General features: G+C 74.4%; 17 protein-coding genes. 14 read left to right on the forward strand and 3 right to left on the reverse strand.

The window, feature by feature from the left end; all coding sequences use genetic code 11:
- The first annotated feature begins 59 nt into the window (after positions 1-59).
- Complete coding sequence (locus tag EOE48_RS13505; RefSeq protein WP_127729862.1) at positions 60-1343, forward strand: adenylate/guanylate cyclase domain-containing protein; 1284 nt, start codon at positions 60-62, stop codon at positions 1341-1343.
- Positions 1344-1410: 67 nt separating this feature from the next.
- Entirely contained in the window at positions 1411-2349 is a 939-nt protein-coding gene (locus tag EOE48_RS13510) for an amidoligase family protein (RefSeq protein WP_246154332.1), read from the forward strand.
- Between the two features lie 4 nt (positions 2350-2353).
- On the opposite strand, the gene chpT is transcribed toward EOE48_RS13510, so the two are convergent.
- A complete protein-coding gene (gene chpT, locus EOE48_RS13515) occupies positions 2354-3022 on the reverse strand; it encodes a histidine phosphotransferase ChpT (RefSeq protein WP_127729865.1) in 669 nt (222 codons plus the stop codon).
- A gap of 159 nt (positions 3023-3181) precedes the next feature.
- On the opposite strand from chpT, the gene EOE48_RS13520 reads away from it, so the two are divergent.
- A complete protein-coding gene (locus tag EOE48_RS13520; protein ID WP_127729868.1) occupies positions 3182-4042 on the forward strand; it encodes a 3'(2'),5'-bisphosphate nucleotidase CysQ family protein in 861 nt (286 codons plus the stop codon).
- A 3-nt stretch (positions 4043-4045) separates the two neighbouring features.
- Here EOE48_RS13520 and EOE48_RS13525 read toward each other — a convergent pair whose 3' ends face one another.
- The gene (locus tag EOE48_RS13525; protein ID WP_127729871.1) at positions 4046-4519 is read right to left on the reverse strand and encodes a hypothetical protein; all 474 of its coding nucleotides are present in this window, start codon (positions 4517-4519) and stop codon (positions 4046-4048) included.
- Between the two features lie 108 nt (positions 4520-4627).
- Here EOE48_RS13525 and EOE48_RS13530 point away from each other — a divergent pair, with 108 nt between their 5' ends.
- The 3 genes from EOE48_RS13530 (at position 4628) to EOE48_RS13540 (ending at position 6669) form a co-directional block, all read left to right on the forward strand.
- Positions 4628-5233 (forward strand): DUF1134 domain-containing protein, encoded by a 606-nt coding sequence (locus EOE48_RS13530; protein WP_127729874.1) that lies wholly within the window; start codon positions 4628-4630, stop codon positions 5231-5233.
- 121 nt (positions 5234-5354) lie between these two features.
- Positions 5355-6221 carry a coiled-coil domain-containing protein gene (locus EOE48_RS13535; RefSeq protein WP_127729876.1) on the forward strand — a complete coding sequence of 289 codons (867 nt, stop codon included), beginning with the start codon at positions 5355-5357 and terminating at the stop codon, positions 6219-6221.
- 181 nt (positions 6222-6402) lie between these two features.
- A complete protein-coding gene (locus EOE48_RS13540; RefSeq protein ID WP_127729878.1) occupies positions 6403-6669 on the forward strand; it encodes a 3',5'-cyclic-nucleotide phosphodiesterase in 267 nt (88 codons plus the stop codon).
- A gap of 13 nt (positions 6670-6682) precedes the next feature.
- Here the strand turns inward: EOE48_RS13540 and EOE48_RS13545 are convergent, their stop codons facing one another.
- Positions 6683-8809, reverse strand: coding sequence for an ATP-binding protein (locus tag EOE48_RS13545; RefSeq protein WP_127729881.1), 2127 nt, complete (start codon positions 8807-8809; stop codon positions 6683-6685).
- A gap of 243 nt (positions 8810-9052) precedes the next feature.
- Here EOE48_RS13545 and lptM point away from each other — a divergent pair, with 243 nt between their 5' ends.
- The 8 genes from lptM to EOE48_RS13585 all read left to right on the forward strand — a co-directional run bounded on the left by lptM (position 9053) and on the right by EOE48_RS13585 (position 16156).
- Positions 9053-9400, forward strand: coding sequence for an LPS translocon maturation chaperone LptM (gene lptM / locus EOE48_RS13550; protein WP_127729883.1), 348 nt, complete (start codon positions 9053-9055; stop codon positions 9398-9400).
- Between the two features lie 65 nt (positions 9401-9465).
- Positions 9466-10734: a diaminopimelate decarboxylase gene (lysA, locus tag EOE48_RS13555; RefSeq protein ID WP_127729885.1), complete on the forward strand. Its 1269-nt coding sequence runs from the start codon at positions 9466-9468 to the stop codon at positions 10732-10734.
- A gap of 129 nt (positions 10735-10863) precedes the next feature.
- A complete protein-coding gene (locus EOE48_RS13560; RefSeq protein WP_127729888.1) occupies positions 10864-11745 on the forward strand; it encodes a branched-chain amino acid ABC transporter permease in 882 nt (293 codons plus the stop codon).
- A gap of 20 nt (positions 11746-11765) precedes the next feature.
- Positions 11766-12605 (forward strand): branched-chain amino acid ABC transporter permease, encoded by an 840-nt coding sequence (locus tag EOE48_RS13565; protein ID WP_127729891.1) that lies wholly within the window; start codon positions 11766-11768, stop codon positions 12603-12605.
- 2 nt (positions 12606-12607) lie between these two features.
- Positions 12608-13444, forward strand: a complete 837-nt coding sequence (locus EOE48_RS13570) for an ABC transporter ATP-binding protein (RefSeq protein WP_127729894.1) — start codon at positions 12608-12610, stop codon at positions 13442-13444.
- Positions 13441-14160: an ABC transporter ATP-binding protein gene (locus EOE48_RS13575; RefSeq protein ID WP_127729897.1), complete on the forward strand. Its 720-nt coding sequence runs from the start codon at positions 13441-13443 to the stop codon at positions 14158-14160. The genes EOE48_RS13570 and EOE48_RS13575 overlap by 4 nt, the downstream gene beginning before the upstream one ends.
- A 390-nt stretch (positions 14161-14550) precedes the next feature.
- A complete protein-coding gene (locus EOE48_RS13580) occupies positions 14551-14736 on the forward strand; it encodes a hypothetical protein (RefSeq protein ID WP_127729899.1) in 186 nt (61 codons plus the stop codon).
- A gap of 91 nt (positions 14737-14827) precedes the next feature.
- Positions 14828-16156, forward strand: a complete 1329-nt coding sequence (locus EOE48_RS13585) for a TAXI family TRAP transporter solute-binding subunit (RefSeq protein WP_127729901.1) — start codon at positions 14828-14830, stop codon at positions 16154-16156.
- The last annotated feature ends 128 nt before the right edge of the window (positions 16157-16284 follow it).

A 16284-nucleotide genomic window follows, 5' to 3' on the forward strand; every position in this document is an offset into this window, starting at 1 on the left:
CGGCCGGGCCCGTGCGAAGAGGCGCGGCCCGCCCCTCAGGCCAGAGCCGCCCTCGCCCCATGACGCCCCCGCCCTCCCCCGCCCCGCCGGCGGCCCGCCGGCTCGCCGGCGGCCAGGTCCCGGCCGCGCTGATCGCGCAGCTCGCCTCGGGGCCGCGGGCGCTGGCGATGCGGCTCGTGGTGTTCCTGGTCCTGCTGACCGCGGCGCAGGTCCACGACGGCTCGCTGCACGCGGCCAGCCACTGGATGATCCTCGGCGGCTACGCCCTCAGCTCGCTGTGGCTCGGGCTGGTCTCGCTGCGGCGTCCGGCCGAGGCGACCTCGTGGATCTCGACCGTGCTCGACGCCGCCCTGGCGATCTACGTCGTGATCGAGCACATGCTGGCCGGCTCGGTCGGCGCCTCGGCGCCCGGCGACGTGGTGAGCCGGCTCCCCGCCTTCCTGCTGCTGCTCCAGACCGGCCTGACCCTGCGGGTCATGCACACGATCCTGTTCTCGGTCCTCGTCGCCGGGTTCTGGGCGGTGATGCTGGTGGTCGGGCTCGCCGATCCCGAGATCGGCGCGATCACCTCCGAGACGATCGCGCATCAGGCGTTCGGGCTGCTCACCTTCGTGGCGATGAGCCTGTTCGTCATCGACGGGACCCTGCGGCTGCGCTTCGCCCTGCGCGAGGCGCTGCGGCTGGAGCACGAGCGCTCGGCGCTGGCCCGATTCGTGCCGGCGGGCGTCGACCTCGTGCGCGGCGACGGCGTGGCGCCCCTGCGCTCGCGCCACGCCTGCCTGCTCGCCCTCGACATCCGCGGCTTCTCGGCCCTGACCCGGGTCTGGGGCGAGTCGGAGGTGGTCGGCTGGCTGCTCGCGGTGCGCGCCCTCGTCCACGACACCGTCGACCGGCACGGCGGCCTCGTCGACAAGTACGTCGGCGACGGCGTGCTGGCGCAGTTCCTCGACGGGAGCGCCGCGGAGCAGGCCGCCGCCGCCCTCGCCTGCGCCGACGAGATCAGCCGGCGGATGGAGGCGGCGAACGGCGAGCGGGTGACCCGCGGGCTGCCGGCCCTGGCGGTGACGGTGGCGCTGCATGCCGGCGAGGTGCTGGTCGGGGTGTTCGACGACGGCCGGCGGGCCGAGTTCACGGTTCTCGGGCCCGCGATGAACGCCCTGGCGCGGATCGAGCGGCGCGCCAAGAACGACGGCCTGCCGCTCGCCGCCTCGAAGCGGTTCCTGCGCAGCCTCGGCGCCCGCGCCCCGGCGGATTGGCGCCGCCTGCCCCGCCGCGCCGGCGAGGAGGATTGCCCCGACCTCGTCGCGCCGGCCCGGGACCCGCTCGCCTCAGCGTCACTGTGAAACAGGGCCGGACGGCGAACCGGGACCCGAGCCTGGCCGTTCCGTTCCCGCACCGGAGGAGAGGCGCGTGACCACGCTGGAGGCGACGCGGCAGGCGGCGGGGGCCTTCGAGGCCCTGCCCGAGACCCGCACCACGCAGGGGCGCCCGCGGCGCAACGGCGTCGAGATCGAGTTCATGGGCCTCTCGGCCCGGGCGGCGGCGCTGGCGCTGGCCGGCGAGCTCGGCGGCCGGCTCGACGAGGAGGACCCGCACGCCTTCCGCGTCGTCGGCACCCGCCTCGGCGACCTGAAGGTCGAGCTCGACCTGCGGCTCGCCCATCCGCAGCGCCGGCGCACGCCGCCCCCCGGCACGCCGCCGGGCGCCGGCGGCCGCTGGCTCGGCGCCGTGCTGAGCCCGTTCGTGCCGCGCGAACTCATCACCGAGCCGCTCCCCGTCGAGCGCATGGCCGAGGTCGACGCGCTGCCCGCCCTGCTCAACCGCCACGGCGCCAAGGGGCGCGGCGCGGTCGCGTTCGGCTCGCTCGGCCTGCACTTCAACGTCGAGCCGGCCGATCCCGACCGGGTGCTCGACCTGCTCAAGGCGTATCTGCTGCTGGAGCCGCGGCTGCGCGACGACACCGCGGCGGGCGGCGGCTTCTGGGCGGTGCGCGGCCTGCCGCCGCCGTTCCCGGCCGCCTATGTCGGCAAGGTCGTGGCACCCGACTACCGACCGGACCCGGACCAGTTCGCCCGCGACTACCTCGCCGCCAACCCGACGCGGCTGCGCGGCCTCGACCTGCTGCCGTTCCTCGGCCACCGCGACGAGGCCGGGGTGCGGGCGGCGCTGCCGAAGAACGAGAAGGTCAGCCCGCGGCCGGTGCTGCACTACCGTGTGCCGCAGGCCCATGTCGGGCTGCCGGGCTGGAGCCTCGCCCAGGACTGGAACCGCTGGGTCGGCCTCGAACGCCTCGCCGCCGACCGCCCGCGCCTCGACGCCCTCGGGGCGGCGTGGACGCCGCGGCCCTGACCGGTCAGGCTGCCGCGTCGTCGGCGGCCGCCGGCGTGCCGGTCGCCCGGATGGTGACCGTGTCGCCCTCGATGGCGAAGCGCACGTCCATCGCCGCCGCCCGGGCGACGAGGCCGGCATAGAACGGCTGGATGCCGTGGGCGTCGACGATGCCGCCCGACGGCTCGCCGGCCATCAGCGCCTCGACGTGGGGCGGGATGCGGGCGTGGCTGCCGGTGGCGGTGAGCACGAAGGCCGCGGCCTCGCCCTCGCCCGTCACCGCCACGTCGATGACGCCGCCGCGGGGGATCGCCGTGGTGCCGATGACCACGAGGTTGAGCAGCAGCTTGACCTTGTTCTTGGGAAACAGCGCCCGCGGCGCGCTCCAGGTCAGCTTGGTCTTCTCGTCGCCGAACATGCCGCGGGTCACGCTCTCGGCGTCGGCGAGGTCGATCGAGGCGCCCGCCGAGCCGGCGGCGCCGAAGGCGAGGCGGGCGAATTGCAGCCGGGCCGAGGCCTGCCGCGCGCTCTTGCGAATCAGGTCGAGGGCGAAGTCGCGCATGCCGGCGTCGTCCTCGTCCTCGAGCACTTCGAGGCCGTTCACGATCGCCCCGACCGGGCTGATGACGTCGTGGCAGACCCGCGAGCACAGCAGGGCCGACAGGTCGAGGGCGTCGAGGGAGACGGTGGTCATGGCGCACTCCGCGGCGGTCAGTCGGAGGCGGTCGCGTCTGCTTCGGTCCGCCGGCCGAAGCGGCACGGATAGCCGCCCGGCGCCGGTTTGAAAAGGCGAGCCCGCCGCCGGGAAACGCGGCGCATCGACAAGACCGGCCGGCCGCGTCATGACTGTTCGATGACCGTTCCGCCCCGTTCCAACGCCCCGCCCGCCCCCGCCGAGTGCGACCGCATCGCCGGCATCCTCGCGCAGATCGCCTGCGAGGCCGGAGCGATCCTGCGGCGGTTCGAGCAGGGCGAGTGCCGCCACCGCCTCAAGGAGGACGGGTCGCCGACGAGCCAGGCCGACCTCGCCGCCGAGGAGCACATCCTGGCGAGCCTCGCCCGGACCTGGCCGGAGATCGCGGTCGTGGCCGAGGAGACCGCCAGCACGGCCCCGGCGGCGGCCCTGTTCTTCCTCGTCGATCCCCTCGACGGCACCCGCGACTTCCTGCGCGGGATCGGCGAGTACAGCGTCAACATCGCCCTCGTGGCCGGCCGGCGCCCGGTGGCCGCCGCGCTCGCGGCCCCGGCGCTCGGGCGGGTGTGGAGCGCCGGCGAGCGCGCCGTCGAGGCTCCGATCCGCGACGGGCGCCCCGGCGAGGCCGCGGAGATCCGCGCCCGCCCGGCCCCCGCCGCCGGGCTGACCGCCCTGACCAGCCGCAGCCACGGCGAGGCCGCCGACGAGACCTGCCTCGCCGCCCTGCCGGTGCACGAGCGCCGCCCGACCTCCTCGGCGCTGAAGTTCGGGCTGATCGCCTGCGGCGAGGGCGACCTCTACGTCCGCTGCGGCCCGACGATGGAGTGGGACACCGCCGCGGGCGACCACATCGTCACCCGGGCCGGCGGCTGCGTCGTCGGCCCCGACGGGCAGCCCCTCGCCTATGGCCGCCAGGACCGCCACTACCGCAACGGCCCGTTCGCCACCCTCGGCGATTGCGCCCTCGCCGGGCGGCTGGCCCTGCCGGGGGTGGAGGCGGCGGGGCTGCCGATCGCCTGAGGCTCAGCCGCCGGCCTCCCCGGCGAGGAGCGGCCAGCGCGCCTCGGCGGCGAGCAGGATCGCCGCGCCGGTCCGGGCGCGCCGCTCGGGATCGCGGCACAGGTAGAGGCGGCCGCCGCGGCGCAGCGGCACCAGCGGGTCGGCGTCGACGAGGCGCCCTTCGGCGACCCCCTCGGGGTCGTAGCCGCCGAGCCGCGGCGCGTAGGCGTCGGGATCGCGGGCGAAGGCCGCCCGGTTCGAGGCGGCGGCGAAGCGCCAGAGCAGCCCGGCCCATGCGAGTTCCGACCCTGGCCGTCCCGCCGCCGGACCGTCCGCCAAGGCATACGAGACCGGATCGAAGCCGCGAAGGGCGAGGCCCGAGAGCCGGTCGGCGGCGTAGAGCGCCGGCAGCGGGTCGGCGGCGCGGCCGGCCCCGAGGCGCAGCGCGAGGAGCGGCAGCGACAGCAGGACGCGTCGCGTTAACGAAGTGTTGCCCATATCGGCGGCATCCTCGGCGTCCCGCCGCGATCCGGCCGCCGGTCTCCGGCGCTCCGGATCACGGCGGACCAGTCCGGAACGCCCTCTTACCGCCGGGACGCCTAACAGATGCTGTTCGATGCCTCCGCCCCGCGCTCCCAGGCCCGGCCCCGCACCCGCCGCGCCGTGCTGGCGCTGCTGCCCGCCCTGCTCGCCGCCGGCGCCGCCTCGGCGGCCCCGCCCGGGGGACCGGAGACGTTCCACCCGCGGGAGATCGTCGATTCCGGGCACCAGTTCTTCGGCTCGGTGTCGCGCGGCCTCGCCCTCACGGTGCAGGAGGCGACCCGGCGCTGGGGCGAGCCCAACGGCTACATCCTCGGCCAGGAGGCGTCGGGGGCGATCATCGGCGGCGTGCGCTACGGCGAGGGCACGCTCTACACCCGCAACGCCGGCCAGCGCCGGCTGTACTGGCAGGGGCCGTCCCTCGGCTTCGACGTCGGCGGCGACGGCGCCCGCACGATGATGCTGGTCTACAACCTGCCCTCGACCGAGGCGCTGTACCGGCGCTTCGTCGGCATGGACGGCTCGGCCTACGTCGTCGGCGGCTTCGGCATGTCGGCGGCGACCGCCGACAACATCGTGGTGGTGCCGATCCGCGCCGGGGTCGGCGCCCGGCTCGGGATCAACGTCGGCTACCTCAAGTTCACCGACGCGCCGACCTGGAACCCGTTCTGAGGCCGCGCCGCCGCGCTGGCTCCCGGGCGCCCGTCATGGCAGGGTCGCGCCCCGCGGCGCGGAGCCGCCCGGATGACCGGCGCCCCGCGATCCCGCGCCCGATCAGGAGAGTACCGCCCGCGTGATCGAATCCGTGATGATCTTCGCGCTGGGCTTCCTCAGCGCCGGCCTCCTCGCCCTCCTGGTGCTGCCGGCCCTGAACGCCCGTGCCGAGCGACTGGCGCGGCGGCGCGTCGAGGCGCTGTTCCCGATGTCGATCGCCGAGCTGAACGCCGAGAAGGACCACCTGCGGGCCGAGTTCGCGGTGGTCCAGCGCCGCCTCGAACGGCAGGTCGAGGCGGCAAGGGCCGAGCGGCACGCCGAGATGGAGGAGATGGGCCGCCAGACCATGCGGGTCGGCGTCCTCGCCGGCGAGGTCGAGCAGCGGGAGATCCGCGTGTCCGCGCTCGAGAGCGATCTCGCCGCCGCCCGCGCCGAGCTGACGCGGGTCCAGGCGGCGCTGAACGAGAGCCGGGTCGCGCGCCTCGCGGCCGAGGAGGCCCTGCGCGCCCTCGAGATCCCCTACCGCCGGACCCTGGCCGAGCTGGATCAGGCCCGCGGCGGCCGGGAGGAGACGGCCCAGGCCCTCGCCGAGGCCGCGGCGGCCCGCGACGCCGCCGAGGCCCGCGCCCGCGAGGCCCACGAGGCGCTCGCCGGTGCCGGGACCGGACTGGCGGGCACGGCCCGCGACCAGATCCAGGCCCTCGAGGACGCGCTGGCGTCGCTCACCGCCCGCAATGCCGACCTGGAGCAGCGCCTCGCGGCGATGAAGTCCCCGGCCGAGGCTCCGGACGCGGCGGAGATCGCCCGGATCCGGGCCGAGAACGCCGCGCTGGAGCGCCGGATCGCCGAGGTCGCCGACGCGGTGATGGCGGCCCCCCGGCCGGATCCGCGGCTCCCGGCCGCCACCCCGATGACGCTGGCCCGAACGCCGCACCCGGCGGAGTGACCGGGGCCGGCACGCCATGGCGACGCACCCGCGCCTGCCCGTGCGCGGGCGCACGCCACGCGTGCGAACCCATCCCCGCTTGCCCCCGCGCCGGCGGGTTCGACCCACCCGGCTCTTGCCAGCGCCCGCGTTTCACGCCATCTGCGCTCCATTCCCGGACAATCCGCGAGGCCATTCCCTCATGACGCTCAAGCTGACGTCCTTCGCCTTCCTCGTCGCCGGCAGCGCCGTCCTCCTCGCCGGCCCGGCGTCGGCTCAGCGCGACGATCCGAACCTGAAGAAGTACTGCACCGGCGACTACATGACCTATTGCGGCAACCTGCCGCCCGAAAGCCCCGAAGTGGATCGCTGCTTCCAGAAGAACATGAGCAAGATCTCGGTCAACTGCAAGCGGGCGATCGACTACTACGAGCAGACCCAGGGCCAGAAGAAGAGCGGCAAGAGCTGAGCCGCAGGCCGGCTCAGGCGGTCGCCTCGGCCGGACTGTCGGCCTGGAGCGCCTCGGCGAGGGCTTCGAGGGTGAACGGCTTGCGCAGGATCACGTCGCCCGGAAGCGGCGCCGTGCCGCCGGCGCCCTCGTCCCGCGGGTGGCCGGTGGCGTAGACCACCTTCAGCTCGGGCCGCCGCCGCCGCGCCTCGGCGGCGAGTGCGATCCCGTCGAGGCCGGGCATCACCATGTCGGTGAACAGGATCGCGACCCCGCCCTCGCGCTCCATCGCGGCGAGCGCCGCCTCGCCGTCGGCGGCGGTCAGCGTGCGGTAGCCGAGTTCCGCCACCGCGTCGGCGCTGGCGCGGCGCACCAGCGGATCGTCCTCCACCACCAGGACCGTCGTGCTCCGGCGCTCCGGCAGCCTCAGCGCGAGGGCGGCCCGGACCGCGGCGTCGCCGGGCGCCTCGCCGTGATGGACCGGGAGGACGAGGCGGATCGTCGTCCCCTCCCCCGGCGCGCTGTCGATGCGCACGCTGCCGCCGGACTGGGTGACGAAGCCGTAGACCTGGCTGAGGCCGAGACCGGTGCCGCGGCCCTGCGGCTTGGTGGTGAAGAACGGCTCGAAGGCGCGCGACATCACCTCCGGGCTCATCCCGGTGCCGGTGTCGCCGACGACGACCGCGACCGCCGGGCCGCCGTCGTCGGCCTGATCGGCGGCGGTGGCGAGGGTCAGCCGGCCGCCGCCGGGCATCGCGTCGCGGGCGTTCACCGCGAGGTTGAGGATGGCGTTCTCGAGCTGGTTCTGGTCGACGAAGACCGGCGGGATCCGCGGCGTCAGCCGGGTCTCGACCGCGACGGTCTCGCCGAGGGTGCGGCGCAGCAGCTCGACCATGCCGCCGATGAGGTCGTTGGGGTCGGTCGGGCGCGGCTCCAGCGGCTGCTGGCGGGCGAAGGCGAGCAGGCGGTGGGTGAGCTTGGCGGCGCGGTCGGCGCCCGACAGCGCTCCGTCGATGAAGCGCCCGACCTCGACGTCGCCGCGGGCGAGCCGGCGCTGCAGCACCTCCAGCGAGCCGGTGATGACCGCGAGCAGGTTGTTGAAGTCGTGCGCGATGCCGCCGGTGAGCTGGCCCACCGCCTCCATCTTCTGGGCCTGCCGCAGCTTGTCCTCGGCGGCAAGGCGCTGGGCGTTCTCCCGCCGCAGGTTCAGCAGCGCCTGCTGCTCGGCCCGGGCGCGGGCGAGCGCCAGCCACGCCATCAGCACCAGGGTCAGGGCGGCCACCGCCGCGACGAGGCCGTAGACCAGCAGGTTGTCGTACCAGCGCTGCTGGGCGGTCGCGGTCTCGACCGCGAAGGCGACCTGGACCGGGTACTCGCCGACCCGCTTCCAGGCGTAGCGCAGCTCGTCCCCGCCCGGCGGCGTCCCGGTGGCGAGGCCGCCGACGGGATGGGCCCGCAGCGCCTGCATCAGCGGGTCGGCGGCGGACAGGCGCGCACTGCCGCCCGGACTGGCCGGCTCGCGCACCAGCACGGCGCCGTCGCCGCGCACCAGCAGCGCCTCGTGGGCCGAGGGCGCGGCGATCTCGGCGTAGAAGCGCGCGAAGTAGTCGATGCCCAGCGCGATGACGATGACGCCGTCGAAGCGTCCGTCCTCGGTCGAGCGGCGCCGGCTGACCGAGAACGCCTCGGGTGCCGGCTCGCGCCCGGGGCCGGCGGCCTCGCGGTGGGCCGGCCCGACATAGATCCCGATCTCGCGGTCGCGGTGGACGGCGAAGATGTCGCGGCCGGCGAGGTTCTCGCCGACGTCGGCCGCCCGGCTGCTCGCCCGCACGATGCCCTGCCGGTCGACGACCTGGACCGCCACCGCCTGGGCCAGCGGCGCCTTGAGGGTGGCCAGGAAGGCGTTGGCCGAGGCGGCCTCGAGCTGGGCGAAGCTGCGGTCGAACAGGTAGTCGTCGACCCGGTCCATCGCCAGTTCGGCGGTGTCGAACACCTTGGAGGCGTGTTCGAGCATCACCGTCGCGGTGCGGGTGAGCGCGGCGTCCTCCTCCCGCAGCACCTCGTTCCGGTTCCACCACGCGGCCCCGATCAGGACCACGCACGGCACCAGAAACGCCGCCGCCACGAGGAGCTGGTGCAGCCGCACCGTCGAAAGCGTCACGAAGGTCTCACGTCGCGCCGCGGACGCCGCCGCAGGCGAACGAAGCTTAACCATTTATGAACCGGATTGCGAGGCCGCCACCCCCGGCCGGGGGCGTTGTCCCGCCGCACTCTCCCGGATCGGATGCGAAGAGAGGCTTAAAGGTCACGCTCGGATTCGCGCGAAGCGCGGCGGGCTCGCCTCGCCGCGGGGCTGCCGCTATGGTGCCGCCGCCACGCTTCGGACGCCCATCTCGCCTCGCCCATGTCGCCTCGCCCCTCGACCCTCGCCGCCCTCGGCCTGATCGCCCTCGCCCTCTGCGCCTGCGGCCGCCGCGGTCCGCTGGAGACGCCGCAGGCGGGAATCCCGGCCGGGCAGAGTGCGCCGGCGCGCCGCGACACCGTCGCGGGCAGCGCCGCCACCAACCAGACCACCCTGCCGCGGGGCGTCGGCCTCGCCGCCGGCGGCACCGAGCCGGAGGAGGGCGACGAGCTGCCGGCCTCGGCGCTGGCCGCCCCCGGCCTGATCCCGACCCCGACGCAGTCGTCGTCGAGCCGCCGCAAGGGGCTGCGCATCCCACCCGGGCCGTTCCCCCTCGATCCGCTGCTGTGACCGGCGCCGGTTTGGTGTAGAGGCGGGGCGACTTCCCCTGCGCCCGGCGCCCGACCCGAACCCCGATGCACCATTTCAGCTACCGCGACGGCGTGCTCCACGCCGAGGACGTCGACCTCGCCGGCCTCGCGGCCGAGATCGGCACGCCGTTCTACTGCTACGCCTCCGCCACCCTCGAGCGGCACTACCGGGTCTTCGCCGAGGCCTTCGCCGAGGACGGGGCGCTCGTCTGCTACGCCATGAAGGCGAACTCGAACCAGGCGGTGGTGGCGACCCTCGCGCGGCTCGGCGCCGGCATGGACATCGTGTCGGAGGGCGAGCTGCGCCGGGCGCTGGCCGCCGGGGTGCCGGGCGAGCGCATCGTGTTCTCGGGCGTCGCCAAGACGAAGGCCGAGATGGCCGCCGCCCTCGACGCCGGGATCCTGTGCTTCAACGTCGAGAGCGAGCCCGAACTCGTCGCCCTGTCGGAGGTGGCGCAGGACCGCGGCGCCACCGCGCCGGTCTCGATCCGGGTCAACCCCGACGTCGACGCCCGCACCCACGCCAAGATCTCGACCGGCAAGTCCGAGAACAAGTTCGGCATCCCGATCGCCCGCGCCCGCGAGGTCTACGCCCGCGCGGCGGAACTGCCGGGCATCGCGGTCCACGGCGTCGACATGCACATCGGCAGCCAGATCACCGATCTGGCGCCCTACGACAACGCCGCCGCGCTGCTCGCCGAACTCGCGCGCGACCTGATGGCGGCAGGCCACCGGCTGCGGCACATCGATTTCGGCGGCGGCCTCGGCATCCCCTACCGCGACGACAACGCGCCGCCGCCCGACCCGGGGGCGCTCGCCCGCATCCTGCGGCCGCATTTCCGGCCGCTCGGCCTGCGGCCGGTGTTCGAGATCGGCCGGATGATCGCCGGCAATGCCGGGATCCTGGTCACCCGGGTCGTCTACGTGAAGCACGGCGAGGGCCGCACCTTCGTCATCGTCGATGCCGGCATGAACGACCTGATCCGCCCGACCCTCTACGAGGCCTATCACGCCGTACGGCCGGTGGCGGAGCCGGCGCCGGACGCGGCCCGCGTCACCGCCGACGTGGTCGGGCCGGTCTGCGAGAGCGGCGACTACCTCGCCCTCGCCCGCGAGATGCCGGAGGTGCGGCCCGGCGACCTGCTGGCGGTGATGACGGCGGGCGCCTACGGGGCGGTCCAGGCCGGGACCTACAACACCCGCGCCCTGGTGCCGGAGGTGCTGGTGCGCGGGGGCGAGCACGCGGTGGTGCGCCCGCGCCAGAGCCTCGAGGCGCTGATCGGCCTCGACCGCGTGCCGGCCTGGCTCGGCTGACCCATCGTAACCCCCTGCCCGGGCGGGGGATTATCGCCCGGGCGACGGGATCATCTCGACAGCGCGCGGCGGAACCGCTACGGCGGCTCTCTCCGGGCGCTTGCCCGCCCGTTCATCGCCCTCCGCCCCATGCTTGAGCAGCAGCTCGTCAACGGCGTCGTCCTCGGCGCGACCTACGCCCTCTTCGCCCTCGGCTTCACACTGATGTTCGGGGTGATGGGCGTCATCAACCTGACCTACGGCGTCTACTTCGCGGTCGGGGCCTTCGCGGCCCTGTGGACGACGCAGGCGCTCGGCCTGCCGATCGCCGCCGCCGTGGTGGTCGGCGCGCTGATCGCCGGGGTGCTCGCCGTCGCCATCGACACCCTGCTGCTGACGCGCCTGCGCAAGGCCAAGGCGCCGGAACTCGCCTCGCTGATGGTGACCCTCGGCGCGACGCTGTTCCTCTATGCCGGCATGGCCGCCTCCCTCGGCACCGAGATCCGCCGCTTCCCCGCCGCGGTGTTCGACGGCGGCGCCTACAGCCTCGGCGAGGTGCGCGTCGGCGCGACCCAGATCCTCATCTTCGCCGCCGCCCTCGTGCTCGTCGTCGCCCTGATGGCGCTGGTGCGGGGCTCGCGGATCGGCCTCGCGATCCGGGCGGTGGCCGAGAACCCCGACGCCGCCGCGCTGATGGGTATCGACGGCGCCCTGATGCTGCGGGTGGTGTCGTTCCTGTCCGGCGCCATCGGGGGCGCCGCCGGGGTGCTGGTCGGGCTCAACTTCAACGCGATCCAGCCGTTCATGGGCGAGCACATGATGCTGCGCGGCTTCGCGGTCATCATCGTGGGTGGGCTGGGCGACCTGCGCGGGGCGCTGCTCGCCGGCCTGCTGCTCGGGCTCGCCGAGGTGCTCACCGCCGCCTACCTGTCCTCGACCCTCAAGGACATGATCGCCTTCGGGCTCCTCGTCGCCACCCTGTGGTTCCGGCCGATGGGCCTGTTCGGCCGCGCGGCCGCCAAGCGGGCTTGAGGCCGCCAAGGGACATCGCCATGTGGGAAGCCCTCGACGACTTCTACTGGACCTACCAGAGCCTCATCCACGCGATCGGGGTCAACGGCATCCTGGCGCTGTCGGTCTACGTCGTGCTGGCGGTGGGCCAGCTCTCCCTCGGGCAGGCCGCCTTCATGGGGGTCGGCGCCTATACCGGCGCGCTGCTGACCGTGAAGTTCGGCACGCCGTTCGCCGTCTCGATGATCGCCGCCGCGGCGGTGCCGGCCCTGCTCGCCCTCGTGGTCGGCGGCCCGACGCTGCGGCTCACCGGCGTCTACCTCGCCATCGCGACGATCGGGCTCGGCGAGATCACCCACATCGTGCTCCTCAACTGGGACTATGCCGGCGGGGCGCTCGGCCTGTCGGGCATCCCCGAGCGCGGCGGCGTCTGGGCGATCTACGGCACGCTGGCGGTGCTCCTCGTCGGCTTCACCCTGGTCGCCCGCTCGCGGGTCGGCCGGGCCATGGAGGCGATGCGCGAGGACGAGGCGGCGGCGGGCGTGATGGGGGTGAACCTGCCGCGCTACCGCATGACCGCGCTCGTCGTCTCGGCCGCGATGGCCGGCATCGCCGGCTGCCTGTCGGCCCACGTCTCGTCGTTCATCGGCCCGGGCGAATACGGCTTCGAATCGGCGGTGCGGATCCTCAGCTACGCGCTGCTCGGCGGCATCGGATCGCCGGTGGCGCCGGTGCTCGGCGCCGCGATCCTGACCCTGCTGCCGGAGGTGCTGCGCCCGCTCGCCGACTTCCGGCTGATGGTCAACGGCCTCATCATCGTGCTGGCGGTGCTGTTCATGCCCCGCGGCATCCTGCCCTGGCGCATCGCCCGGACCGGCTGAGCATGTCCTCCTCTTCCCCCCTTCTCGCGGTCGAGGGCCTGACCCGCCGCTTCCAGGGCCTCGTCGCGGTCGACGGCGTCGACGTCGCGGTCCGCGAGGGCACCGTCCACGGCCTGATCGGCCCGAACGGCGCCGGCAAGACCACCTGCTTCAACATGATCTCGGGCGTGCTCCCCCCGAGCGAGGGCCGCGTCAGCCTCGACGGGCACCCGCTCGACGGCCTGCCGCCCTACCGGCGCACCGCCCGCGGCCTCGCCCGCACGTTCCAGAACATCCGCATCTTCTCCGAGATGACGGTGCTGGAGAACGTGATGACCGGGATGCACGCCCGGCTCACCGCCGGCCTCGGCATCCTGTGGCGCAGCCCCGCCTTCCGGGCCGAGGAGCGCGCCGCCAAGGCCCGGGCCCGCGACCTCCTCGGCTTCGTCGGGCTGCTCGCGGCGGCCGACCACCGCGCCGGCGACCTGCCCTACGGCGACCAGCGCCGGCTGGAGATCGCCCGGGCGCTCGCCTGCGAGCCGCGCCTCGTGCTCCTCGACGAGCCGGCGGCGGGCATGAACCCGGCCGAGACCCACGCCCTGCTCGGCCTGCTGCGCCGGCTGCGCGACGAGCGCGGCCTGACCCTGCTGCTGGTCGAGCACGACATGCCCCTGGTGATGAGCCTCTGCGACCGCCTCACGGTCCTCAACTTCGGCAAGCGCATCGCCGACGGCACCCCGGCCGAGGTCCGCCGCGACCCGGCGGTGATCGCCGCCTATCTCGGCGCCCAGCAGGCCGAGGCCCAGACGGGCGCAGTCCCGGCGGAGGCCAGTGGCCATCCGGCGGAGGCCGCCCGGTGAGCGACCTCCTGCGCGTCGAGGGCCTGCGCCTCGGCTACGGCCGCGCCGACGTGGTCCACGCGATCGACCTCACGGTCGCCCGCGGCAGCATCGTGTCGCTGATCGGCTCGAACGGTGCCGGCAAGACCACGATCCTGCGCGCGCTGTCGGGGCTGATGAAGCCGCGGGCCGGCGCGATCCGGTTCCTCGACGGCACCCCGGCCGACATCGCCGGCGAGGCGGCGCACCGGGTCGCCCGGCGCGGGATCGTCCAGGTGCCGGAGGGGCGGCAGGTCTTCGCCAACCTGACGGTGGCCGAGAACCTGCGGCTCGGCGCCTACCACGCCCCCGGCCCCGAGGTGGCGCGGCGCCAGGAGGCGGTGGTCGCCCGCTTCCCGCGGCTCGGCGAGCGGCTCGGCCAGCAGGCCGGATACCTCTCCGGCGGCGAGCAGCAGATGCTGGCGATGGGCCGCGCCCTGATGGCCGAGCCGGTGCTGCTGCTCCTCGACGAGCCCTCGATGGGCCTCGCCCCGCTGATCGTGGAGGAGATTTTTTCCATCATCGCCGACCTGCGGCGCGAGGGCCGCACGATCCTGCTGGTCGAGCAGAACGCCACCGCGGCGCTCGGCGTCGCCGACCACGCCTACGTGCTGGAGACCGGCCGCATCCGCCTGCAGGGTCCGGCGGCCGAGATCGCCCGCAACCCCGAGGTGACCGCCGCCTATCTCGGGTTGTGAGAGCCTGTTTGGCTCTCGATCTCAAGAACAAGCTCCCTTTTCCCGCACGACTGGAACGCAGTGGAAGGAGATCCGGGATCCAGCACAAGAAATCGCGAAGCGTCCGCACTCAGCCACAGCGCAGGCAGACTGAGCCGCTCCGCGGCAGTTCTTTCGCTGGATCCCGGATCTCCTTCCGCTGACGCTACAGTCGTCCGGAAAAGGGGCGCTTCGCGCGGTTGATACGATGGGCCGCCACTCAACCAGGATCTGACCCCGTAACCCCTCGTTCACGACGCCGACAAGTCGAGCGATCGGGTTCACCCGGCCTTTAACGCGCCGGGGCCTCATGGGGCCATCACCAACGAAGTTCCGCCCGGCTCTCAAGCCGCGGCGGACGGGGATGGCAGCATGCGTTACGAGCCCAGAGCGACGGGACGACGTCCGGCACCGGCGATCCGCGCCCGCGTCGCCGAGGAGAGCTATCTGCTCGGTCCGGGCTTCCATCCCGGCGCGCTGCTGATCGCCACGGTCGGCCCGGCCGCCGGCGCCACCCTGATCCTCCTCGTCACCCTCGCGTTGCGCATCGGACTGTGACCCGGGCGGGCTCCGGCCCGCCCCCGAGAAAATCCGCTTCCCCGCCCTTGGGGCAATTGCCGGCGGCGGGCGGCGCTACAGTTCAGCGGGCATGATGCGGCGTCACATCCCGGTCGCCCTCGCGATGACCCTGGGCCTGCTGGCCCTGATCCTGCTGGGCTTCCAGTGGGCCGGGCAGCCGACGACTTTGAAGGTCGCGGTCGGGCCGGCCGGCGGCGAGGATGCGCGCCTGATCGGCGCCATCGCCCAGACCCTCGCCCGCGACCACGAGGACGTGCGCCTGCGCCTCGTCCCGACTTCCGGGCCGACCGAGAGCGCGGCGCTCGCCGAGCGCGGCAAGGTCGATCTCGCGGTGGTGCGTTCGGATACCGGGATTCCCTCGAGCACGCAGACCGTCGCGATCCTGCACCGCGACGCCGCCGTGCTGATGACGACGCAGCCGCAGGTCGCCGGCATCCCGGACCTGCGCGGGCGGCGGGTCGGCATCCTGCGCAACCCCGACGCCAATGCCGGGCTGCTCGCCCGCATCCTCGAACAATACGAGATCCCGGCGGCGGGCGTGGCCACGGTCGCCCTCGCGGGGCCCGAGGAGGCCGGTCCGGCGTTGCAGGACGGCCGGATCGACGCCGTCCTGGCGGTCGCCCCGCCGACCGCGCCGCTGATGCGCGAGACGGTCGCGAGCCTCGCGGCGACCGGGCACCCGCCGGTGTTCCTGTCGGTCGGGGAGGCTCCCGCCATCGCCCGGCGCCTGCCGGCGCTGGAAGCGGTCGAGGTGGTGCGCGGCGCCTTCGGCGGCACGCCGCCGCGCCCGGCCGAGACGGTGGCCACCATCGGCATCACCCACCGCCTCGTCGCCCAGGCCAAGCTCGCCGACGCGACGATCTCGGAACTGTCGCGCCTCGTCTTCGTCGTACGCCCGGCGGTGGCCGCCGACCTGCCGCTCGCCAACCAGATCGAGGCGCCCGACACCTCGAAGAGCGCCTCGCTGCCGGTGCATCCCGGCGCCCAGGCCTATTACGACGGCGAGATCGAGACCTTCTTCGAACGCTACGGCGACTGGTTCTACCTCGCGGTGATGACCTTCTCGATCGCCGGCTCGGCCGCCGCGACCCTGGTGTCGCGGGCCGCCAACCGCTCGCGCGCCCGGGACATGGAATTGCTGCGCGAGTTGCTGACCATCGTGCGCACCTGCCGCGAGGCCGAGACCGAGGAGGCGCTGGCCGCCCTAGAGCGCGAGGCCGACGAGATCCTCGGCGTCGCCCTCGCCCGGGCCGGGCTCGGCGCGATCGACAATGCCGGCGTCGCCGCCTTCACCCTCGGCCTCGACCAGGCCCGGCGGGCGATCACCGAGCGGCGGGGGCAACTGCTGGAGCGTCACGCGCACGCGGCGGAGGCTGCGGCGACCGAAGCCGCCGAGTGAGCCGGCGATCAGGGCCATCGCTTCGGAGCGATTGCCCTGAGACGGTGATCGCCCCCTTGCGGACGGCCGGCACACCTTCTATTGCAGCGCAACAGATTTCCTCGGCCCGACCTGCCCGGCTGCCCTTC

This window comes from Methylobacterium oryzihabitans (genome assembly GCF_004004555.2).
Lineage (GTDB): Bacteria > Pseudomonadota > Alphaproteobacteria > Rhizobiales > Beijerinckiaceae > Methylobacterium > Methylobacterium oryzihabitans.

Bases quoted from the DNA above. Each gene is read 5' to 3' on its own strand.
- EOE48_RS13505 (WP_127729862.1), top strand. From the start codon at position 60: ATGACGCCCCCGCCCTCCCCCGCCCCGCCGGCGGCCCGCCGGCTCGCC.
- chpT (WP_127729865.1), bottom strand. From the start codon at position 3,022: ATGACCACCGTCTCCCTCGACGCCCTCGACCTGTCGGCCCTGCTGTGC.
- EOE48_RS13520 (WP_127729868.1), top strand. From the start codon at position 3,182: ATGACCGTTCCGCCCCGTTCCAACGCCCCGCCCGCCCCCGCCGAGTGC.
- EOE48_RS13525 (WP_127729871.1), bottom strand. From the start codon at position 4,519: ATGGGCAACACTTCGTTAACGCGACGCGTCCTGCTGTCGCTGCCGCTC.
- EOE48_RS13530 (WP_127729874.1), top strand. From the start codon at position 4,628: ATGCTGTTCGATGCCTCCGCCCCGCGCTCCCAGGCCCGGCCCCGCACC.
- EOE48_RS13540 (WP_127729878.1), top strand. From the start codon at position 6,403: ATGACGCTCAAGCTGACGTCCTTCGCCTTCCTCGTCGCCGGCAGCGCC.
- lptM (WP_127729883.1), top strand. From the start codon at position 9,053: ATGTCGCCTCGCCCCTCGACCCTCGCCGCCCTCGGCCTGATCGCCCTC.
- lysA (WP_127729885.1), top strand. From the start codon at position 9,466: ATGCACCATTTCAGCTACCGCGACGGCGTGCTCCACGCCGAGGACGTC.
- EOE48_RS13560 (WP_127729888.1), top strand. From the start codon at position 10,864: ATGCTTGAGCAGCAGCTCGTCAACGGCGTCGTCCTCGGCGCGACCTAC.
- EOE48_RS13565 (WP_127729891.1), top strand. From the start codon at position 11,766: ATGTGGGAAGCCCTCGACGACTTCTACTGGACCTACCAGAGCCTCATC.
- EOE48_RS13570 (WP_127729894.1), top strand. From the start codon at position 12,608: ATGTCCTCCTCTTCCCCCCTTCTCGCGGTCGAGGGCCTGACCCGCCGC.
- EOE48_RS13580 (WP_127729899.1), top strand. From the start codon at position 14,551: ATGCGTTACGAGCCCAGAGCGACGGGACGACGTCCGGCACCGGCGATC.
- EOE48_RS13585 (WP_127729901.1), top strand. From the start codon at position 14,828: ATGATGCGGCGTCACATCCCGGTCGCCCTCGCGATGACCCTGGGCCTG.